Genomic DNA, 20,844 nt, shown 5'->3' with positions numbered 1-20,844 from the left:
CGTACCCACACTATCCCTATGAGCTCGGGGCTGCATCCCTTGGCACAAGGAAATTTAGCCGCTCAATTATGACATTCCCTGGCTTCGCTTGATATCTGTCTGAACTTCACTCTCAGAAGAATATGACTTCACCACAGGACTACAGTTCCGCGATTGATACCTCCTCTAGTTCCGAGCAGGAAAATCAAACCCTGTCGGTCTGGGCACTCACCGCCTTGGTCGTCGGCTCCATGGTGGGGGCGGGTATTTTTACCTTGCCAGGCCGCTTTGGACGGGCGACTGGCGTCGTCGGCGCCTTGATTGCCTGGGCGATCGCTGGCGTCGGCATGCTTATGCTGGCGTTTGTTTTTCAAAACTTGGCGCAGCGCAAGCCCAAACTTGATTCCGGCGTCTTCATTTACGCGAAAGCCGGATTTGGCAACTACATTGGCTTTCTCGCCGCTTTGGCATTTTGGTCCAGCACCTGCGTGGGCAACGTCTCTTACTTTGTCCTGATCAAATCGACATTGGGGGAATTTTTCCCGGTGTTTGGTGATGGGGACACCGTAGCCGCCGTGGTTGGTTCGTCGATCATCATCTGGCTGTTTCACTTCATGATTTTGCGGGGGGTGCAACAGGCGGCTGGCGTCAACACCATCGTCACGATCGCCAAAATTGTGCCGATTCTCACGTTTGTCTTTATTCTGCTATTCGCCTTTAACTTCGATGTTTTCACCGCCAATCTGCTAGGCGGACAGGGGTATGACGAGCCGCTCTGGGCGCAGGTGCGCGACACGATGCTGGTGACGGTCTTCGTGTTCATCGGTATTGAGGGGGCCAGTATTTATTCCCGCTATGCCGAAAAGCGATCGGATGTCGGAGTCGCCACCGTCTTGGGCTTTGTCGGCGTCTTGTGCCTGCTGATCATGGTCACGGTACTGCCCTACGGATTGCTGCCACGGGCCGAGCTGGCTGAGTTACGGAATCCCTCGATGGCGGGGGCTTTAGAAATGGTCGTGGGTCGTTGGGGCAATATTTTCGTCAGCGTTGGCCTCTTAATTTCTGTCCTCGGGGCCTATCTAGCCTGGACGCTATTTGCCGCTGAGGTGCCCTTTATGGCCGCCAAGAACAACCTGATGCCGAACTTTTTGAATCGGGAAAATGCGCAAAAGGTGCCCGCCATCTCGCTATGGATGACCAATCTGGTCGTGCAGGGGTTCCTGATTACGACCCTGTTTGCTGAAAACGCCTTCGACCTGGCGCTGGAACTGACCAGTGCGATGTCGCTGATTCCCTATCTGACGGTGGCCGCTTATGCCCTCAAGCTAGCACTGACCCGCGAGACCTATGAACGGGACGCTTCGGCCCGCAATCGGGAACTGATCATTGCCCTGATTGCCACGGCCTACGCCATTCTCATGCTGGTGGCCGGGGGGCTGGACAAGCTTCTGCTGGCGGCGTTGATTTTGGCACCTGGCACGATTCTGTTTTTCCTGGCCCGACGCGAACAGCAGCTGCGCATCTTTACCCCTGTGGAATGGTTTGTCTTTACGGTGGCCGCGATCGCGGCCATCACCGCGCTGGTCGGCCTGATTTCTGGACAAATTGCTTTTTGATTCCGCTCAACTGTTGAGTTCACCCTCTTTATCCCCAAACACACTATGACAGCTACAACCCCTACTCAACCCAAAACCAAACCCTACGGCGTCCACTCTGAAGTGGGCAAATTGCACAAAGTGATGGTCTGCTCGCCGGGCCTCGCGCACTCGCGACTCACCCCCAGCAATAATGATGAGTTGCTGTTTGACGATGTGCTGTGGGTCGATATGGCCAAACGCGACCACGCCGATTTTGTGCTGAAGATGCGCGATCGCGGCATTGATGTCGTCGAAATGCATCAAATGCTGGCGGAAACCGTTGCCATTGCCGATGCCAAAAAGTGGATTCTCGACCAGCGCATGGTGCCCAACGAAGTGGGGTTAGGGCTGATCGACGACGTGCGTTCGTTTCTGGAGGAACTCCCCCCCGCGAAATTGGCGGAATACCTGATCGGCGGCCTCGCGGTATACGACATGCCCAAAGACTTTGGCAGTGAACTGCTGAAGCTGGCCCAAGAGAATGACGGCTACGCAGGCTATCTGCTGCCGCCTCTGCCCAATACCCTCTATACCCGCGACACCACCTGCTGGATTTACGGCGGTGTGACGCTGAACCCGCTGTACTGGCCCGCCCGCCATGAGGAAACCATTCTCACCACCTCGATTTACAAGTTCCACCCCGACTTTGTCGATGCCGACTTTGAAATTTGGTGGGGCGACCCGACCGAATATCACGGTGCTGCGACCTTTGAAGGGGGCGACGTGATGCCCGTTGGCAACGGGATTGTGCTCGTGGGGATGAGTGAGCGCACCTCTTATCAAGCGATCACCCAGGTGGCGGCGAACTTGTTTGCCAAAGGCGGCGCTGAGCGGGTGATTGTGGCTGGGATGCCCAAGCTGCGATCGGCCATGCACCTGGATACGGTGTTCACGTTCTGCGATCGCGACCTCGTCACCCTGTTCCCGCCCATCATGAATCAGGTGGTGCCCTTCTCCATCTACCCCAGTGACAAGGCTCCCGGCTACGAAATCGTCAAAGAAGACAAGTCGTTTGTCGAGGTCGTGGCCCAGGCTTTGGGATTGAAAAAGTTACGGGTGGTCGAGACGGGGGGCAATGCCTACCAAGAGCAGCGCCAACAGTGGGACAGCGGCAACAACGCGGTCTGCCTAGAGCCGGGCGTCGTCGTCATGTACGACCGCAACACGGTTACTAACACCGCCTTGCGCAAAGAGGGCATCGAAGTCGTCACCATCGTCGGGGCCGAACTGGGGCGCGGGCGCGGCGGCGGTCACTGCATGACCTGCCCCATCATTCGCGATGCGGTGGATTTCTAAAGGGTTTAGAAAATTGAGCCAGGGCGCACGGCGGTACGGTACCTGTTTAGCGCCTCCACAACCGAATTATCGAGCCTAGCTTTGCAAGGTTGTAGAACCTCACCTGACCTCTCCTTGCTAAGGAGAGGAATCGGAAGTTGTGCTCAAAGTCAGTCAAAACTGTTGAGCACAACGTGAACAAACCTCTCCTTGCGTTGGCGCAGCCTGCCCGAAGGGCTTAGGAGAGGTGCCGCAGGCGGTGAGGTTAGCACACCCGAGCAAAATTCACGCCAAGCAGGTACGCGGTGCGCCCCTACAGCCAAACATCATCGTCGGTTCCCCCATCCACGAACCGATGTCTGAGGGGAAATTTCCCCGCCGAAAGGTAGCAGGGCCTAGTTAATCCAGTCTCCGATACCTGCCGTTGACTTGTCTCTGCTCGCACCGATTTATTGCGATCGCTAAGGAAATTAACATGATTACTCGCCATGATTTGAAAGCACTGCAATCGATGGTCAGCGTTCCGGCTCTGTCCATTTTGCTGCCGACCTATCGCCACTTTCCCGACCACCAAAAAGACCCGATCCGGGTCAAAAATCTGGTCGACGAGGCGCGGGAACGACTGAGCCAGGAATTTGATAAACGGGATATTGAGCCCTTGCTGATTCGGCTCGAAACCCTGGTCGCCGACATCGACTACAACCACACGCTGGATGGATTGGCTTTATTCGTTAGCCACGATGTTGCCAAGAAGTTTTATCTGCCCTTCCCGGTTCCTGAGCGGGTCATCATCGATCAGACATTTGCGACGCGCGACCTGCTGTACGGCATGCACCGGATGGTGTGCTATTGGGTATTTTTGCTCAGCCAAAATGCGACCCGACTCATCGCCGGCACTGGGGAAACCCTCGAAGAAGTGTTTGACGATCGCTTTCCGATGCAAATGACGGGGCCTGCGGCGACGGAACCGATTCCCTATGAGGCAGATACCGCCTATGTCGACGATCGCTTTCGTCGGTTTTTCCAACAGGTTGATCGCGCCTTTGCTGCCTACGCCCAAGATGAACCCAAGCATTTACCGCTCATTCTCGGTGGGGTCAAGCGACAAATCTCCTTCTTCCGAGAAGTGTCGGAGTACAAGGGCGATATCGTCGGGACGCTCACCGGCAGCCACGATCGCGCCACCCTGGCAGAACTCACCCCCGACATTTGGGCGATCGCGCAAACCATTCGGCAACAACGCCACGACGACGCCCTGCAAGCCCTCGACCGGGCCATGAGCCAGCAAAAAGTCGTGTCTGCCATCGAGGAAGTGTGGCGATTGGCCAACGACGGCCGCGGCCAACTGCTGCTGGTGGAAAAGAACTACCACGTCCCCGCCGTGGTCACTGAAAACGGCGGCTTGAAAACGGTCGCCGAGCCCGGCGGTACGGACGTCATGGACGATGCGGTGGATGAAATTATCGAAGCCGTTTTGCTCAAAGGCGGCGAGGTCGAACTCATGGATGACGGCGAACTAGCCAACCATCAAAAAATTGCCCTCATCTTGCGATATTGAGCCCCCAAACCCACGTTCTGGAGCACCTCTTATGCCCTTCGGTCCAGTTGAGCTAATCTGCATCAAATTCCCGGAAACCGCCATTACCGACGACATCACCCTCAAGCTCAAAGACTTAGTCGATCGCCAAACTATTCGCATCGTCGACATTTTATTCATCCGCAAAACGGCCAGCGGCGAAGTCACGATCACCGAACTCGACGAAATGACCGATGTCGATCACAGCCTCTTAGACCCCGCTATCGCCGAAATCTCGGGCCTCATTTCCGAAGAAGATGTGGCTGACATTGGGCAACGGCTCGACACCGATTCGTTTGCGGCGGTGATGCTGTTTGAAAATACCTGGGCTACCCAATTGCGCGATGCGGTTGTGCAAGCCGACGGTCAACTCGTACTCAGCGATCGCATTCATCACAGCGTCATCGAAGCTGTTACCACAGTCAAATCCTGACGTTGGGCACACAGCCGTGCGCCACTGTTGTTGTGTTGGCACAGTCAGTTATTCGCATCCGTCAAATCCTGACTTTAGGCGCACGGCTGTGCGCCCCTACGGAGAATTCCAATTTTGGCATTTAATTCGTCCGTCAATCCCTACTCGCTCACTCGAAACTGACCCGACCACCCAACCACCCAATCACCTAGCTACCCACTTACCTCACTCATCCCACCCACCCCCTCCCAAGGAACCACCCATGCCCAGAAACCGCCGTAGCCCCGGCCTCCTCCGTAGCACCGCCCGCACTGCCGCTCGCACTGCTGTCATTGCTGGAACCGCTACCGCCACCAGCAACGCCGTCCACAACCGCATGACCCCCCAAGCCAATCAGCGGACCATGGCCCAACCCCAGCAAGCCCAAGTGGCTTACGTTCCTCAACCCGTCGCAAATCCCGTCCCCGCCGATGCCGCCACCGCTGACCTGGTCGCGCAACTGGCCCAACTCGCCGATCTCAAGGCGGCAGGTGCCCTCACCGAAGACGAATTTCAACAGGCTAAAAACAAGCTCTTGGTCTAAATCTCGACACATCCACAAACCCAATCTGGAGTCCAGGTAAACCCGATGACTGATTCCCCTTCTGCCGCTCCTCGCCCCGTTCGAGAACCGAGCATTTTAGACGCCACAATTCCTCTGGTGATGTTGATCCTGTTGATTGGTGGGGCAGTTTTCCTATTTGGGCTGAACGCCATTGATGGCCCGGTGCAGGTAGCCTTGCTGCTTAGCAGTATGGTGGCAGCTTTGATCATTCTCAAAAATGGTCATTCCTGGGGTGAGATCAATGCCGCTGGCGGGCAAGCCATTTCCTCGATTGTCAGTGCCATTTTCATTCTGTTGGCGGTGGGTGCGCTGATCGGCACTTGGAACATGGCCGGGACAATTCCAACGCTGGTGTTCTACGGCATCCAAATTCTTCAGCCCAGTTGGTTTTACCTGGCTACCGGCATCATCTGCGGCATCGTTTCGAGCGCGATCGGCAGTTCTTGGACGACGGTGGGCACCATTGGCGTTGGCTTGGTCGGCATTGCCTCCCTACTGGGCGTTTCGCCGGTGGTGACTGCCGGGGCCGTCATTTCCGGTGGTTACTTTGGGGACAAGACCTCCCCCCTGTCGGAGACGACGGTACTCAGCGCCCAGTTGGCCGGGGTCGATATTTACACCCACATTCGCGCCCAGCTCTGGACTTCGGGGCCAGCCTTCATGCTGGCGCTCATCGTGTTTGCCATTATCGGCAGTCAAACTGAGGTGGTCGAGGGGGTTGAAACCGTGACCGATTTGGCGCAGCTCGACCAGATTTTTTGGATTACGCCGTTAGCTCTAATACCGCTGCTGATCTTGGGGATTCTCTCGTTCCGCAAAGTCCCAGCCTCGTTAGCGATCATGATGGCCGCGCTGGTGGGTGGCCTCACCGCCATCATTTTGCAGCCGCAGGTGGTGGTGCGCTTTGTCGATGAGCCCGACCTGGCCACGCCGCTGGTGTTCATCAAAGGCGTTTGGATGGCGATGGCCAACGGGTATCAGGAGACGTCGGGGATTGCCGATATTGACCGACTGCTATCTCGTGGCGGCATGGACAGCATGCTCTATACTCTGTGGATCATCATCGGGGCAGTCACGTTTGGCAGTTTGATGGAGGAGTTTGGGCTGTTGGCCAGACTGATTAATCCCGTACTGTTGCGCGCCCGGACGACGGGCAAGTTGTTTTTGACGATCGTCTTTACTGCGATCGGGCTCAATATCTTCGCAGGCGACCAATACATTGCCCTGGTGCTGCCCGTCCGCATCTTTAAAGTGGAGTTTCAAAAGCGCGGGTTGCAACCCCAAAACCTCTCTCGGGTGGCAGCCGATGCGGGCACGGTCACCTCGCCGCTAGTGCCCTGGAATTCTTGCGGGGCCTTTATGGCGGCAACTCTGGGGGTGTCAACCTTCCTGTATTTGCCCTACTGCATCTTCAATATTGCCAGTCCGCTGTTGTCTTTGGGATACGGCATTACAGGGTTCAAAATCGAAAAGCTGCCTGTCGCTAGGCTGAATGAAACCTAACGTAAACTGGCTGTCACCGATTCTCCTCATGCAGCGAACCCAAAAGCCTCAAGGTAAACAAATTCCCATTTAGCCTCTTTCTCGTTGTCATGAAAATGCTGTTTTTCTCTATGGGACAGTTTTAATCTCGCGAAGGGCAATGTATGAACTCTGATCGATTATTTAGCGAAGTTTATACCCTTGATAAATCGACCAATCGCTACATGATTGAGATTGCCCTCGATCGCTACGAGGATATCTTCAATGAATGGGATCCAGCCCCTTTCAAAAAACGCGAAATCGATTCCGAGTTAGAGCTGTATTTAGAGGGCAGTGTCGAAGAGATTCCCTTTCGATTTCCCATTGAGTTGATTTTTATGCTGCCAACCGACCGACAAGACACTCAGAGAGAAGAAGAGGTTCGTATTGCGCTCAAAAACTACTTTGGTTTCCGACTATATTTTCTTCGCCGAGAACTGAGAAAGATCAATATTCGGTTATTGCGATATGTGGTGATTGGGTTTTTGCTGTTGTGGGTAGGAGTCACCTATCCCGGCTACGAACTCGAAACCGACTGGGCCAGGGTCGCCACAGAGGGGATTTTTATTGGCGGTTGGGTGTTTCTCTGGGAAGCAGTCTCACTGTTCTTTTTCAGCAAGCGTGAAATTTATCACCGTTATCAAATGTTTAAGAAACTCCTGCATGCTCCCGTTTATTTTCGTGAGGCGGTTCATCAATCATCCTGAGAATGCGAGAGTCAACTGGGCATAAGAATTCCTTGATGCAGAAAAAATGTGATGAAAAGAGCAGTTTATGAAAAATGACAACTCTGGCGATGAATCCTCAAAGCAGAGCTTTATTATTCCTGTAGTGATAGGATGCCTGATCGTTTTTGAATCCGATTCATGTGAGCAATTTGCCGACAGATCCAATGGAAATTTTATGGTCAGGTAAATTTTTGGCCACACACCTATGAGAACTGAGTTGACTAAGATTATGGATCAGCCCAACAATAATAACCCTTACGAACAGAGCGATCGCGAACGGCGACAAAAACAACAACAAGAACTTGAAACCTTACGGCTCAGACAGGAAACGGCCCGACTCAAAGCGGCTAAGCGTCAGCGAACCTTTGCCTGGCTGCGCAATACCGTCATTCTATTGGTGGGAGCGTTAGAAATTTTGCTGGCGTTACGCCTATTTCTGCGCTTAACACTTTCGAATCCCAACAATACTTTTGCTGGTTTTATTTTTAGGGTCTCTGATCCCTTTGTTGCCCCATTCTCCACGCTATTTATCAGTCCAACGAATGCTGATGCTAGTCGTATTTTTGATCTGAATGTAATCTTTGCTATGAGCATTTATGCCCTTTTAGGCGCATTGGCCCTCGCCTTTTTGCATTATTTGCAAGGGCGTAACCCCTACGGTAGTTAGCGGAGTGGATGATGAAACAGGGTTTGGCAATCTTACGCAGCGTTAGTCGAGGACTGGGCTTAGCCTCAGTGCTAGGGTTGGGGATTCTCATGAGCACTGCTTGTGAGTCCAGTGTGCCGGCTTCGCTGCCTCCCGCTCCAGAACTCCAGCCTGTGGTCCTCGATGACACCGTCGAAATTGCAGTTGGCCAAACTTTGTATGTGCCAGTTTATTCCTATATTTTTATGGTGAATGAGGAGCGCACCATTAACCTGACGACGACTTTGAGTATTCGCAACACCAGCCGTACAGAGCCGATGATTCTGACGGCGGTTGACTATCATGACAGTCAAGGCACCCTGGTGAGAAATTACTTGGAAAACCCTGTGGAGCTTGGACCGCTGATGGCTACAGAGTTTGTGATTCGACAAGAAGACGTCACTGGCGGCATCGGTGCTGCTTTCTTAGTAGATTGGGTCGCCCACGCAGAGATTTCCGAGCCGGTGATCGAAGCTGTCATGATCAATACCCAAGGAAACCAGGGGCTATCGTTTGTTAGCATCGGGCGAGTGATCGAAACTCGACCTTGAATTTGTTAGGCAGTAGAATACTTCCTTACAAATTATCGGCAAGCTTGACACCATGTTTCGGGATTTGAAACGCTTCGTACTGCCCTATTTGCGGACAAGGGTTTTACCCTCAAAGCCGGCTCAGCTATTAATCCAAACCGGGCTTAAGTGGGATCGTGATAATGTCTCTGGGATGGCAGCCGCCTTATCATATTACTCGCTGTTTTCTTTGTTTCCTTTATTACTCGTCTTGCTGAGTATATTTGGAGCCCTCGTAGGGCCAGACACTGAAGCTTTTCGTTCTATTCAAATGGCGATCGTGCGGTACTTGCCGACCGAAGTTCATGGTTTGATCAGAGACACCGTCATAGCTCTCAATAGCAGTAGCGTGGGGGCGGGTATCATCGGTTCTATGCTATTGCTCTGGGCTTCTACAACGGTCTTTAGCATTCTCAGACAGTCGGTAAATCGGATCTGGCAAACCCCTAGTCGGGCTTCTGAGTCCGGGTCAGTTCTGCAAATGGTGATGTTTTTTGTCACGAATAAGCTGTTTGCTTTTCTATTAGTCCTGGGGACGGCCTTGCTGATGGTGGCTTCTCTCGTTTCCAATATTGTGGTCAAAGCTATTATTGAGCTAACTACCAATTTTACTGAGACCTTTGCCTTTCTGGAAATTGATGAACTTCAACTTACCAGTGGGTTGCAGGTCAGCTCTTCGGTGTTGATTTTGTCCCTGGCGATCAGCATTTTATTTAAAGTGCTTCCCTCGATTCAACTGGCTTGGAATGATGTTTGGCTGGGCGCGATAATCACGGCATTCCTGCTGGTAGGATTGCAGCAGCTTACGACGAATAGTGTGGTGTCTATCGGGGGGCGGTTCTTATCCTATGGCGTCATCGGGAGCGTAATGATTTTAATGCTTTGGATATTTCTGACTTGCCAGATCTTCCTGGTCGGTTGTGAAATTTCTTATATCTATGCCCACTTGTTTGGTAGTCGCCGCCGCGAAACGATTACCTAGTCGATCGCTTGGTCGTTGCTGTGGGTGATTCTGGCGTATTTAAGTAACGAATTCTGCTGAAGTGACTAACCTTTCATCCAAAATCCTTGCGATTCATCGATTCATATTAGTTTCATAGCTTCTTGGTTTAGCTTGAGCTTTGAGCCAATCTGGAGCGATCGCTGGTTTGCTCTGTATGGTGGTTATTTTTTCTCAGGAGCAACTGCATGAAGCGGCCTAAACTCAAGCGATATTTCACCTTAAGCTGTAGTGCATTAGCTGGCCTGGGACTATGCCTGAACCAGGTGGCTGTTAGCGCGATCGCCGCCGCCGCACCCCAAAGGCTAGCCCAAACCTCTACTGCGGAGCCGGCAGAAGCCTGTGTGGCGCTACAGGAGGTCACCACTGGCCAAACAGAAATCCGCAAGCGGATCGAAAATCGTCTTGTTCTCCAAGGCAACTGGAATACGGATTTTTTGGTGCCGAATGACCAGAATTTTGCTTATTTTGTCGCGCTGATTACGCCCGAAAATACGGGGCCTTACGAATTTATGGCGAATCTCGTGTTTCCTCAAGGCGGCACAGAAACTGCGCTGCGCCGTAGCGGTGACATTCAGGCCGGCATGACTTACTCCATTCCGTTTCAATCGCCAACGGGGCGTCAGCCTGCGATCGTGAATGCGCGAGTTGGTGGGGTTAATGGCAATTTCTACACCATTGCGATCGCCGCTTGTGAATCTAGCTCCGAAGTCGATTCCTCCGGTTTGACCGGAACGACCTGGGAACTCCAGCAGATTCAGCTGAATGACGGTCAAGTATTCACCGCTGATCCCCCGCAGAATTACACCCTGGAGTTCACGCCGAGTGGCGAAGTCTTCGTGCAGGCGGACTGTAATCGCTCTATCGGCTCCTACACCCTGGGGCGCGACAATCGCATGGCCATCACCCTGGGGCCAACGACCTTAGCGGCGTGCCCGCCCGACTCCATCAGCAACGATTATCTGCGCTTTATCGATGCGGCCAATTCCTTCTTTTTCCAAGATGGTGACCTGTTCATCGAGCTGAAGTTTGACAGTGGCACCATGCAGTTTTCTCCAGCGAGTTAAGGACCTGTGGCCATGGCTAGCATTTTCAGGCCGGGGTCGGGGAGCCCCACCCCGCAGCAAATCGCCCGTAACTGTCGTTACCTGGGCTGGCTGGGTTTCTGGCTACAGGTAGTGCTGGGGCTGATTCCCCTGTTGGTGGTGATCGGCTTGGTGCTGACCCGCTTGGGCCAGTGGCCGAGTGGCTGGTTTTCTCTGGGCCTGTGGCTAGCCTTGCTCTGTCTGGGGTTTCTGATTTCAGCATGGTTTGGAGCTATCGCTATACCCGCATAGCCGCCCGGTTAGAAAGCCCTGACTCGCGCCCGTCTAAATCAGGGGTCAAGCGAGCATTGACGATTGGCCTCCTGAGCAATTTAGCGGTGCTGACGGTGGCGGTGGTGATGGCCCTGAGTCAAGTCAGTCGGTTGACTCTGCGAATGCTGAGAATCCCTCAAGGCGCGACCGTTGTCACGCCAGACCAGGCGATCGCTCAAGGAGCCCTGATCTCACCCTCCAATATGCTGGCCATTCAGGCGTTGGTGCATGCGATCGCGGCTGGCCTCGTCGGGGTCGGGGTGGCGCTACTGCTGATTCAGCAAGTGAGTCGTCATCGGAATGCGCCTGACACATTTCTTTAGATTGAAAGATTGTTCACCGTAAGATTGGGGGGCTGAACGGTGGCAGGTCATACGATCAGCGGCCTCGGCAGCAGGGACAGAGTAGCGGCGATCGCCTCTGAAATGAGTAGCCCCCATTCGAGACAGCGCTCTGAGAGGTATCCGGTTGTGAAAATTCTCTTTGTGGAAGATAACCCGCATACTGGCGACTTAATCTCCGGCATTCTGGAGGCCAATCGTTATGCCGTCGATGTCGTCGCTGACGGCGAGACAGGGCTAGAAATGGCGACTCAATGGCCCTACGACCTCATTCTGCTGGACTTGATGCTGCCGAAGCTAAACGGCATTGAAGTCTGTCGGCAGTTACGGTTTAGAGGATGCCAGACACCCATCTTGATGCTCACTGCCCGCGAGGCCAGCCAAGATGTGATTGCTGGCTTAGATGCCGGGGCTGATGATTACGTGGTGAAATCCTGCGAACCGGATCAGCTCTTGGCCAGAGTCCGCGCTTTGCTCAGGCGAGGCGGCGAGGCATCGCCGAGTCCGTTGTTGACTTGGGGAGATTTGTGTCTAGATCCAGCCTCGGCACAGGTGACCTTTCGGCAGGCTGCTGTCCCCTGCCGCCCCAGAGAATACACCCTGCTGGAACTGTTTCTGCGTAATCCGCAGCGGTTACTCAGCCGCAGCAACATTATTGATCACCTGTGGTCGTTTGACGACGCCCCGGTAGAGGGCTCGGTCACCACGCTGATTAAAGATTTGCGGCGACGGCTCAAAGTTGCTGGCATGACAGAAGATCCGATCGAAACGGTCTATGGTCTGGGCTATCGTCTCAAACCTTGTCCACACGAGGCGTTGTCCTCAGCCACTGCCGCTGACTGGGGGACACCTTTAGCATCGCCAGAGAGCTCCAGCGCGGCCAGGGTGCAGGCGGTGCTGCAAGAAGTTGGGGACAGATTTCGCGCGACCTGGCCGCAGCGATTCGCGACCCTGGCAAAAACGGAGCAGGCCATTCAGTCCGGGGATTTTAGTCTCACGCAATTGCAAGCAATTTTGAGTCAGATCCATAAGCTAGCGGGTAGTTTAGGGACCTTCGGTTATGACCAAGCCGCAGAAATCGCCGCTAGTCTTGAGCAGTCCGTGCTGGAGCAAATAAATCAGCAAACACAGTGGGCTCAGCAGTTTTCAACGTCGTTAGCCAGTTTGCAGCAGGAACTCTTGACCCTGGCCCCACCAAAAAATCACTGCACTGCCGCTACTAAACCGGATCAGAATACGGAGTAAATTAACGTAGTTTTTTCAACCCCTGCCAATAGGCAAGCTCCTGCCTTATCGTGCTGTCATGACTTTTGTTCTTTCCAGAGCGTTGCGTATCAACTGGGTCGACCTGCCATTGCGGTGGTTGGTCTGGCTTCCCCTGATGCCGATCGCCGTTGGTGCAGTGGGCCTCGCCGGTTATCTAGCAGCGCAAGACCGTTTGGGGGTTACTGCGATCGCTAGCATCGGTGTCTCCCTCGGGAGCGCGATCGCCCTCACCGGATGGCTATCAAACCTGGCTAATCGTCAGCTCGCTGCCGCCCGACAGCAGTCAGCAAACCTGCATCAGGTACTGCTTAAAGCCGTCCCCGACTTAATCATTCGAATGCATCGCGATGGTACCTATCTGGATTTTCATGTCGCTGATGATTTTGTCACGCTGCTAACGCCTGACTCGGTTGGCAAAAATATTGCCGACCTCGTGCCGAAAGAGGTTGCTCAGAAGACTCTCAAGGCGGCGCAACAGGCCCTTGCAACTGGCACCCTACAAGTCTACGAATCGCCCTTTTGGGTGGGTGAGAAGTTTCTGTGGGAAGAGATCAGAATTGCCCCGCTCACCGCCGATGAAGTCATGATTGTCGTGCGCGATCTGTCGCAGCGATTGCAGATTGAGACGGCCCTGCGCCAGAGCGAAACCAGCCTCCGCGAGGCTCAGCGCATTGCCCAGGTAGGCAGTTGGGAACTGGACTTGCAAACATCCACCGTCACTTGGTCAGAAGAGATGTTTCGCATTTTTGGTCTAGATGCTAACCAGGCGGAACCGAGCTACGACAACATTATGGCGATGATTCCGCTGGCGGATCGTGAGCATCTGAAAAGCCTAGTTGAACGGGCGATCGCTGACGGGACTCCCTACAGTTTTGAACACCGGATTCAACGCCCGGATGGTACACAGCGCTATCTCGTCAGCCGGGGCGAAATCGTCGAACCGGAACATCAGCAGGGACTGAAGCTGTGTGGCACCGCTCTGGATATCACCGATCGCAAACGCGCTGAAATGGCCTTACAAGAAAGTGAAACCCGCTTTCGTCAACTGGCCGAAACGGTGCAAGAAGGGTTCTTCGTTTTTGAAACAGCGACGGCTCAATACTCATACTTGAATCCTGCGATTCTGAACCTGACTGGGATGCCCCAAGGCCCATTGCCTGCCGAACTCGCCCATGCTAGAGGCATGGCTCACTGGTTAAACCACATTCATCCTGAAGATCGCGATCGCGTCGAAGCTCAACTACAGGATGAGAGTCGGGGCGCCCCTTTTGATGCCGAATATCGGTTTCTGCATCCCGACGGTCGCCTGCTCTGGCTCCGGTCCAAAGCCTTTCCCCTGGTCGATGAAACTGGCAAAACTGTGCGCATTGTCGGTACGGTCGAAAACATCACCGATCGCAAACGGTTAGAAGCCTCTCTGCGCTCTCAAGCTGCCGAGGAGCGTCTGCTCACCACCATCACCCAAAAAATTCGGCAGCCCCTTGACCTGGACGAACTGTTGGCCACGACCGTCAGCGCCATTCAGCAAACCTTTCAGGCTGATCGCGCTCTAATTGTCAGACTGCAAGCAGGCACTGGCCAAATCATCAAAGCAGCGGTAGAGCCTGCCTATCCGGTAACCGAAATGGACTGGAGCACCATACAGTGCCCTCTAGAACGGTATGCCCCCGACGGCCAAGGACAAGCCCGCATTGTGCCGAGTGTAGCTACCAGCGATCAGGCTGACCCATGGGTTGATTGCCTGCCCACGATGGGGGCAACATCGCAAATTGTGGCCCCCATTGTGCAGCTATTGGGGACGCCTGCCCAACATGAGGTTTGGGGACTGCTGATAGTGCAAACTTGCGCCCGCGATCGCCAGTGGCAAGCCTCAGAAGTCAACCTGCTAGAGCGGTTGAGCACCCAGTTAGCGATCGCGATCGACCAGGCCAGCCTCTTTCAGCAGTTGCAATCACAACTCGCCGAACGCCAGCAAGCAGAACTCGCCCTCCAGGAAAGCGAAACCCGCTTTGCCGAAATTGCCCAAACCCTTAACCAAGTTTCCTACGTGATCTCGGTGCCGAGTGCCGAGTATCTCTACATCAGTCCTTCATACGAAAGGTTATGGGGCTACTCTTGCGAAAGTCTCTACCAAGACCGCAAGTCCTGGCTCGACAAGATTCACCCTCAAGACCTGGATTACGTCTTAGACGGATTGACCCAGCTCCTGGAAGGCACGCAAAAACGCCTGCAGTATCGCATCTTTGCGGCGAATGGCGACATCCGCTGGATTGAATCAGACTCGCTGATCGTGCGGGATGAGCAAGGCGATGCCCTGCGAATTGTGGGCATCGCCGACGACATCACCGACCGCAAACGGCTCGAACAGGCGTTGAGAGATAACGAAGAACTGTTTCGCCGCGCCTTTGATGACGCCCCGATTGGGATTTCCTTAATCTCTCCAGAAGGCCGTTATCTGCGCGTCAACAAGTGCTATTGCGATCTGCTGGAATACTCCCAGGCAGAACTCATGCAAATGCAGTTTCAGGAAATTACGCATCCGGATGATTTAGCCGCCGACCTCGCTGCATTGCAGCAGTTAAACCAAGGGGAAATCCAAACCTTTCAACTCGAAAAGCGCTACATCACTAAAAGCGGCATTGTTATCCCGGTCTTTCTCTATGCTTCGTCTGTCCGCGATGCTGAGGGCACGCCCTTGTATTCCGTCGGTCATGTGCAAGACATTCGCGAACAGCTTGAAGTCGATCGCATGAAAGACGAATTTGTCTCCATCGTCAGCCACGAACTGCGCACGCCCATCACCTCTATCGAAGGCTCATTAACGCTACTGGGCTCTGGGGTTTATGACACCCGCCCGCAAAAAGCGAAAGCCATGCTCGATATCGCCATCAAAAACAGTAATCGTCTAGTGCGCCTAGTTGACGATATTCTCAGCCTCGAACGGTTGGAATCTGGCAAGGTCGAGCTGCTCATGGAGCCTTGTCAGGTTGATGACCTGCAGCAGCAGGCGATCGATAGCGTGAGTGCGATCGCCGATCGCGCGGCTGTCACTTTAAGGATGACGCCCTGTTCGGCCACCTTGTATGCTGCCCCAGACGCCCTGCTGCAAACGCTGACCAACCTGCTCAGCAATGCGATTAAGTTTTCTAACCCCAGGCAGATGGTTTGGCTCGAAGCCCAAATCTGGAGCCCCAGCGCCCCAGCGCCCCAGCGCCTAGCGGAGAGGTTCAGTTCGTCCCCTGCTGCACCCGACCAGTTCGTTCTGTTCTCCGTCAAAGACCAGGGCCGGGGGATTCCCGCTGACAAGCTGGAGAACATTTTCGACCAGTTTCAGCAGGTAGATGTCTCGGATGCTCGCCAAAAGGGGGGCACTGGATTAGGACTGGCGATTTGCGAACGAATCGTGCAGCAACACGGCGGCGATATCTGGGTCGAAAGTCAGCTGGGGCAAGGCAGCACGTTTTACTTCACCGTGCCGTTATGGCAAGTGGGCGATCGCGAAACAGCACAAGAGAGCCAGTTCAATGACTAAACGCATTCTGATTGTTGATGACGAAGCAGACATTTGCCAGGTCGTGCAAGCGTCCCTCGAAGAATTTGGCGGATGGCAAACATTTTTGGCCCATTCCGGGGCAGAGGGGCTGACCGTTGCCCAAGCCAAACGCCCGGACGCAATTTTACTGGATGTGTCGATGCCAGTCATGGATGGCTTTCAGATGTTTGAGCACCTGCGCGAGAATCCTGATCTGCAGGATATTCCCGTGATTTTGTTGACCTCAAAAGTGCTGGCGCGCGATCGTAAACGGTTCGCCGACCTCAGTATTGCTGGCGTCATCACTAAGCCCTTTAACCCGCTGACCATCTGGCAACAAGTGGCTAGCCTACTCAGTTGGTAGATTCCACTGGGAGAGACAGCTCTCCACTCACTTGCGAGACACATCAGCCAAAGCCTCAGCAATCACTCCGAGCCTATACGGTTCCCGATTTTGACTTGCGCCAAGAGCGCAACGAATTCGCCGACATCTTCACAACCCATAAATCTAATAGATCAAATAGATCAATCGGACTTAGAACTCAGGTTACCAGCACTGTTTTATCTCAATCGCGTCTGTTTTATTCTCTCTCTATCTTCGTTATTCTCTCCGGCCGCATAAAGCAAGAACGCCTGAAGTCCTTTCTGGTAGGGGATTCAGGCGTTCTATTTGTTGCTATTTCTAAAAGCCGATGGCGGGATTTGAACCCGCGACCGCTCGATTACGAATCGAGTGCTCTACCACTGAGCCACATCGGCATTGCAGTTCCATATTTTATCAGGCTTAGCGAGATCTGAAAGAGCGATCGCCAAAACAGCCTTTGACGAAACAGCCCAGGCGCAGCCAAAGGCTCTCCCGATGGCGACGATTGAATTAACACACGTTACTCACGTAACGGGGAGCTTGGATGTTTACGGTGCTCTAGAAGGTAAATGTCTTTTGAAGTTGACCAGATCTGTAAAGTTCAGGATTGCCCCTGGGTTGGCAACCTACCCAACTGACCTAAGTTCACGTTTGGTCATAATTCATCCTCAAAGAGGAATATCTGCTTGACAAAATCAAATATAAACCGTATCTTTGAATACAGAAAGCAAATCGTTCATCCGACCAGCGCATCTGGACAGGACGGAAGTAAGAGATATCTTCTCTGAAGGAACGCGCCTCTTTCACTACACGATCAACATCTCTTGTTGTCATTTGGAGGCGAAATTATGAGCTTACGTTATCGTGGTGCAGATTACGAACCCTGCCAAAATGGTTTCAATTACTTTGAAGAAGTGATTGGTACTTACAGAGGAGCAGTTGTGACTCGTCGAGTTGCGACGAACGCTCCGAGCCAGCATATTGATGGTTTAACCTATCGCGGCTCTAAGGTTAAGTAGTCTGCTTCTTTTGTTCAATCGTTCATCCGACCAGGATTCTGGTTTGGACGGAAGTAAGGGAAAGTTTCTCTGAAGGAACGCGCCTCTCGATTCACTGCAAACTCTTCGTTAGAGGCGAAAAATCATGACTTTACGTTATCGCGGCGCTGAATACGCTACTCACACCACTCAAGTGCAGTTAGCTGAAGAAGTTATCGGTCAATATCGTGGTGCTACTGTGACCCGTCACGTAGCTAAAAACTTACACGCTGACCATATTGACGGTCTCGTCTATCGCGGCGCCAAAGTTCGCTAATCAATGCTTCGTTTAATCGTTCATCCAGCCAGTTTTTTGGCCAGGACGGAAGTAAGGGAAAGTTTCTCTGAAGGAACGCGCCTCTCAATTCACTGCAAACCTTTCGCAAGAGGCGAAAAAATCATGACTTTACGTTATCGCGGCGCCGAATACGCTACTCACACTCCTCAAGTGCAGTTGGCTGAAGAAGTGATCGGTCAATATCGTGGCGCAACCGTTACCCGCCATGTAGCTAAGAACCTACATGCCGAGCATGTTGATGGCCTGATCTATCGCGGCGCCAAAGTTAAATAGTTACAACCTGTTTTCTAGGCCATGGTGCTTAACCAAGTCTAGGGAGAAAAAGTGAGGGAGTGGCGTATTTTGTTGCCTTAATGCTGCAAAATACGCCATTTTATTTTTTGGCTAGCCGTTTGGAGATGCCTCGTGCGCTCAGTATTTTGTAAGTGAGGAGCGATTTGAAGGTCGTATAAGGCTTACAGGAGTAATCTGGGGGGAGCGAACCAAAACAGGATGCTATGCCCGATCGCATTTTGCGCGGCAGGTACCTCAACACCAATCACACCCGCTTTTTTGAGTCGCCAGTTATGGGTGGCTTCCCCATGTACGAAGAGTTGTGCCCAGTTGCTCAGGTCTGGTTCGTGGCCGACGAGTGCCAGGCGACTAACCGGGTGTGAGAGTTGCCAGTCGGTCAGCCAATCTAGCCAGGTATGCAAGTTACCGTTAGGTGCGAGCACGTCTAACGTTGTCGAGGTCGGAGCGACGCCCGCTTCCAGTAAGATTTGTGTCGTCTGGTGGGCGCGCACCAGGGGACTCGTCAAAATATGCTCGACCCGGCAACCTAGCTGTACTAAGCGGTCAGCGATCGCCGCAGTGCGCAGTTCACCCTGCTCAGTCAGGGGGCGCTCTGCGTCTTGGGCATAAGTGCCCCGGTCAGCGGCGATGCCGTGACGAATAAAATACAGTTCAGTCTGTGGAGATGAGGCCATCTTCAGGATTGACGAGTCGCCAGAGTTTTTGTTTGATCTGCATATCGAAGACCTCCCATTTTAGGCGGTTATAGTCACTGTTTTCATAGAAGCCGGATAGAAAGCCGACGGGAATCCCAAAGCCTCCGGCGGTTGTACGACCCCCGCCAAAAAATCGCCCTTCGAGATCTTGACCAAAGGCTTCTTTGATAAATTCGTCGGGGTCTAGGGTGATTTTGCTGGTGCGCAAAGACCCAATGACGACCTCACGCTCTTCATCTTCGTCATGCACGATGCCGTAGACTACTGCGGTGTGGATATTTTCCTCGGTGACCAGAAAATCGGCGGCTTGAGGAATGGCATCGCGATCGTCATAGCGCAAGTAACCTACCCCTGCGATGGACACGTTATTTTGGATGGTGCGGTTGCGGAGCGATCGCTCAATCACATCCATCACCCGCTTAGAACGGGCGGCCCGCAAGATGGCTGCCAGAAGCTGCGGATCATAAAAATTGCTTAGATAGGCCGCTGCCATAAAGTCAGCTTCGGCCGCATGCATCAGGTTATTGGTATCTGATCGCAGACCATGCATCAAGGCTGTGGCACATTTCACATGGGTGCTGTTGCTGCGATCGAGAGTGAGTAGTACTTCGCTCTGTAAGTATTGAGCGAGAATTGTCGCCGTCGCTCGAATGTGGGGCCGCACGTCGATCAGGGTGGCATTGATATCTTTTTGTGGCGCATGGTGATCGACCACCAAAAACAGCGACAGATTGGCTTCCTCGACCTGTCGGGTTAACTGGGAAGTCGTGCCCTGCGTATCGAGCATGACGTAGGCTTGATACTTGCTCAAGTCGGGACCAGTTTTGGTCTGGGGATTCCAGCGTCGAGCCGGCAAACCTGAGAGCCGCACCAGCGCAATATTTTCTTGATGGCTCAGGGTGCCGCCGTAGTAAATGTCGCAGTCGATGTCATATTGCTGACAAATAAGGCGATAGGCCCATGCTGAAGATAGCGCGTCTGGATCAGGAAAATCTTGGATCAGGACGAGATGGCGATCGCCTGAACGCTGTGACAGCAACTTATCTAGTTGCTCAACCAGATCAATACGGCCGCGCTGGTGGTTTGCCGCGCTGGCAGGCTTGCCCACCGTCGCCGGCACTGCTTGCACAGGGCCGTAATTCATGGCAGACGCCGAGGCAGAGCCATTGGCAGGAGCAGAAGTCGAATCAGTCACAGTTGTTCCAGGATGTCTATTATTACGATAGCTCTCTCCATCGCTCTCCGCACCTGCTCAACGGTGGAAAGGGGTAGAGCTCGCTGGGGTTACAATCCATTGTCAGGCAGAAGCCAATGGGATCAGTGAGACAAGTTTTCTTAGCTATTCGTGGATGGGCAATCAGGATTAACCACCGCGGGCCTAGCGGAGAAATTTTGGCCCAGAGCCAACTTGACGGTTAACCGAACGTAAATTCATGTGTACATCTCAATTTCGTGTGTTATCTTGACTCATGTGAAAATCAAATAAGCGGTTCAGCCACAGTTTCAACGGCTGTTTAGGAAATTTTTTACACGTTCAAATTCATCGGTCGCAGAGTTAGTTAGCAATGCGTTGTAAGGGCTAACACCTCTGTCGATAGAGTTTGACGAATGATTGATTTCTCGAACGGGGAGTCTTGTCGGCTGAGATCGCAATTGAACGACGTTTTTTTGGA

General features: G+C 53.2%; 19 protein-coding genes, 1 tRNA gene, 1 pseudogene and 3 riboswitches. Of the genes and pseudogenes, 18 read left to right on the top strand and 3 right to left on the bottom strand.

The window, feature by feature from the left end:
* Positions 1–122 precede the first annotated feature (122 nt).
* From DYY88_RS11815 to DYY88_RS11745, 15 genes and pseudogenes are all read left to right on the top strand, one after another.
* Positions 123–1,595 carry a basic amino acid/polyamine antiporter gene (locus DYY88_RS11815; RefSeq protein ID WP_044151293.1) on the top strand — a complete coding sequence of 491 codons (1,473 nt, stop codon included), beginning with the start codon at positions 123–125 and terminating at the stop codon, positions 1,593–1,595.
* Positions 1,596–1,640: 45 nt separating this feature from the next.
* Positions 1,641–2,912 (top strand): arginine deiminase, encoded by a 1,272-nt coding sequence (gene arcA / locus DYY88_RS11810; RefSeq protein ID WP_039727820.1) that lies wholly within the window; start codon positions 1,641–1,643, stop codon positions 2,910–2,912.
* Positions 2,913–3,366: 454 nt separating this feature from the next.
* Positions 3,367–4,449: an AOC03_06830 family ribosome hibernation factor gene (locus DYY88_RS11805; protein WP_039727821.1), complete on the top strand. Its 1,083-nt coding sequence runs from the start codon at positions 3,367–3,369 to the stop codon at positions 4,447–4,449.
* A gap of 31 nt (positions 4,450–4,480) precedes the next feature.
* The gene (locus tag DYY88_RS11800; RefSeq protein ID WP_039727823.1) at positions 4,481–4,900 is read left to right on the top strand and encodes a DUF6325 family protein; all 420 of its coding nucleotides are present in this window, start codon (positions 4,481–4,483) and stop codon (positions 4,898–4,900) included.
* Between the two features lie 241 nt (positions 4,901–5,141).
* Positions 5,142–5,462 carry an SHOCT domain-containing protein gene (locus tag DYY88_RS11795; protein WP_039727825.1) on the top strand — a complete coding sequence of 107 codons (321 nt, stop codon included), beginning with the start codon at positions 5,142–5,144 and terminating at the stop codon, positions 5,460–5,462.
* Between the two features lie 45 nt (positions 5,463–5,507).
* Positions 5,508–6,986: a Na+/H+ antiporter NhaC gene (gene nhaC / locus DYY88_RS11790; RefSeq protein WP_039727826.1), complete on the top strand. Its 1,479-nt coding sequence runs from the start codon at positions 5,508–5,510 to the stop codon at positions 6,984–6,986.
* Between the two features lie 143 nt (positions 6,987–7,129).
* The gene (locus DYY88_RS11785) at positions 7,130–7,711 is read left to right on the top strand and encodes a hypothetical protein (RefSeq protein WP_039727828.1); all 582 of its coding nucleotides are present in this window, start codon (positions 7,130–7,132) and stop codon (positions 7,709–7,711) included.
* A gap of 226 nt (positions 7,712–7,937) precedes the next feature.
* Positions 7,938–8,399, top strand: a complete 462-nt coding sequence (locus DYY88_RS11780) for a YggT family protein (protein WP_242517601.1) — start codon at positions 7,938–7,940, stop codon at positions 8,397–8,399.
* A gap of 11 nt (positions 8,400–8,410) precedes the next feature.
* A complete protein-coding gene (locus DYY88_RS11775; protein ID WP_052288504.1) occupies positions 8,411–8,968 on the top strand; it encodes a DUF3124 domain-containing protein in 558 nt (185 codons plus the stop codon).
* A 52-nt stretch (positions 8,969–9,020) separates the two neighbouring features.
* Positions 9,021–9,968, top strand: a complete 948-nt coding sequence (locus DYY88_RS11770) for a YihY/virulence factor BrkB family protein (RefSeq protein ID WP_039727831.1) — start codon at positions 9,021–9,023, stop codon at positions 9,966–9,968.
* 206 nt (positions 9,969–10,174) lie between these two features.
* Positions 10,175–11,053 carry an META domain-containing protein gene (locus tag DYY88_RS11765; RefSeq protein ID WP_052288505.1) on the top strand — a complete coding sequence of 293 codons (879 nt, stop codon included), beginning with the start codon at positions 10,175–10,177 and terminating at the stop codon, positions 11,051–11,053.
* Positions 11,054–11,065: 12 nt separating this feature from the next.
* Positions 11,066–11,667: pseudogene (locus tag DYY88_RS25080) on the top strand (DUF3611 family protein).
* A 147-nt stretch (positions 11,668–11,814) separates the two neighbouring features.
* Positions 11,815–12,930 carry a response regulator gene (locus DYY88_RS11755; RefSeq protein WP_044151294.1) on the top strand — a complete coding sequence of 372 codons (1,116 nt, stop codon included), beginning with the start codon at positions 11,815–11,817 and terminating at the stop codon, positions 12,928–12,930.
* Positions 12,931–13,012: 82 nt separating this feature from the next.
* Positions 13,013–16,483, top strand: coding sequence for a PAS domain S-box protein (locus DYY88_RS11750; protein WP_160299576.1), 3,471 nt, complete (start codon positions 13,013–13,015; stop codon positions 16,481–16,483).
* A complete protein-coding gene (locus DYY88_RS11745) occupies positions 16,476–16,847 on the top strand; it encodes a response regulator (protein WP_039727842.1) in 372 nt (123 codons plus the stop codon). The genes DYY88_RS11750 and DYY88_RS11745 overlap by 8 nt, the downstream gene beginning before the upstream one ends.
* Before the next feature lie 323 nt (positions 16,848–17,170).
* Here the strand turns inward: DYY88_RS11745 and DYY88_RS11740 are convergent.
* A tRNA-Thr gene (locus tag DYY88_RS11740) sits at positions 17,171–17,242 on the bottom strand.
* A 336-nt stretch (positions 17,243–17,578) separates the two neighbouring features.
* Positions 17,579–17,646, top strand: a riboswitch (Glutamine riboswitch).
* A gap of 49 nt (positions 17,647–17,695) precedes the next feature.
* Between DYY88_RS11740 and DYY88_RS11735 the strand changes: the two genes are divergently transcribed.
* The 3 genes from DYY88_RS11735 to DYY88_RS24155 all read left to right on the top strand — a co-directional run bounded on the left by DYY88_RS11735 (position 17,696) and on the right by DYY88_RS24155 (position 18,455).
* Positions 17,696–17,866, top strand: a complete 171-nt coding sequence (locus DYY88_RS11735) for a DUF4278 domain-containing protein (RefSeq protein WP_084607106.1) — start codon at positions 17,696–17,698, stop codon at positions 17,864–17,866.
* 17 nt (positions 17,867–17,883) lie between these two features.
* Positions 17,884–17,950: riboswitch (Glutamine riboswitch) on the top strand.
* A gap of 40 nt (positions 17,951–17,990) precedes the next feature.
* On the top strand, positions 17,991–18,161 hold the full coding sequence (locus tag DYY88_RS11730; RefSeq protein ID WP_084607107.1) for a DUF4278 domain-containing protein: 171 nt from the start codon (positions 17,991–17,993) through the stop codon (positions 18,159–18,161).
* Between the two features lie 15 nt (positions 18,162–18,176).
* A riboswitch (Glutamine riboswitch) is annotated at positions 18,177–18,243 on the top strand.
* Between the two features lie 41 nt (positions 18,244–18,284).
* Positions 18,285–18,455, top strand: a complete 171-nt coding sequence (locus tag DYY88_RS24155) for a DUF4278 domain-containing protein (protein WP_160299577.1) — start codon at positions 18,285–18,287, stop codon at positions 18,453–18,455.
* A 182-nt stretch (positions 18,456–18,637) separates the two neighbouring features.
* Here the strand turns inward: DYY88_RS24155 and sixA are convergent, their stop codons facing one another.
* Entirely contained in the window at positions 18,638–19,150 is a 513-nt protein-coding gene (gene sixA, locus DYY88_RS11720) for a phosphohistidine phosphatase SixA (RefSeq protein WP_039727843.1), read from the bottom strand.
* Positions 19,128–20,315, bottom strand: a complete 1,188-nt coding sequence (locus DYY88_RS11715; RefSeq protein ID WP_039730083.1) for a DHH family phosphoesterase — start codon at positions 20,313–20,315, stop codon at positions 19,128–19,130. Before DYY88_RS11715 ends, sixA begins: the two co-directional genes overlap by 23 nt.
* Positions 20,316–20,844: the final 529 nt, after the last annotated feature.

The organism is Leptolyngbya iicbica LK, from assembly GCF_004212215.1.
GTDB classification, from domain to species: domain Bacteria; phylum Cyanobacteriota; class Cyanobacteriia; order Phormidesmidales; family Phormidesmidaceae; genus Halomicronema; species Halomicronema iicbica.
Note: the sequence above shows the minus strand (reverse complement) of the source record. Positions and strands in the feature narration are given on the sequence as shown.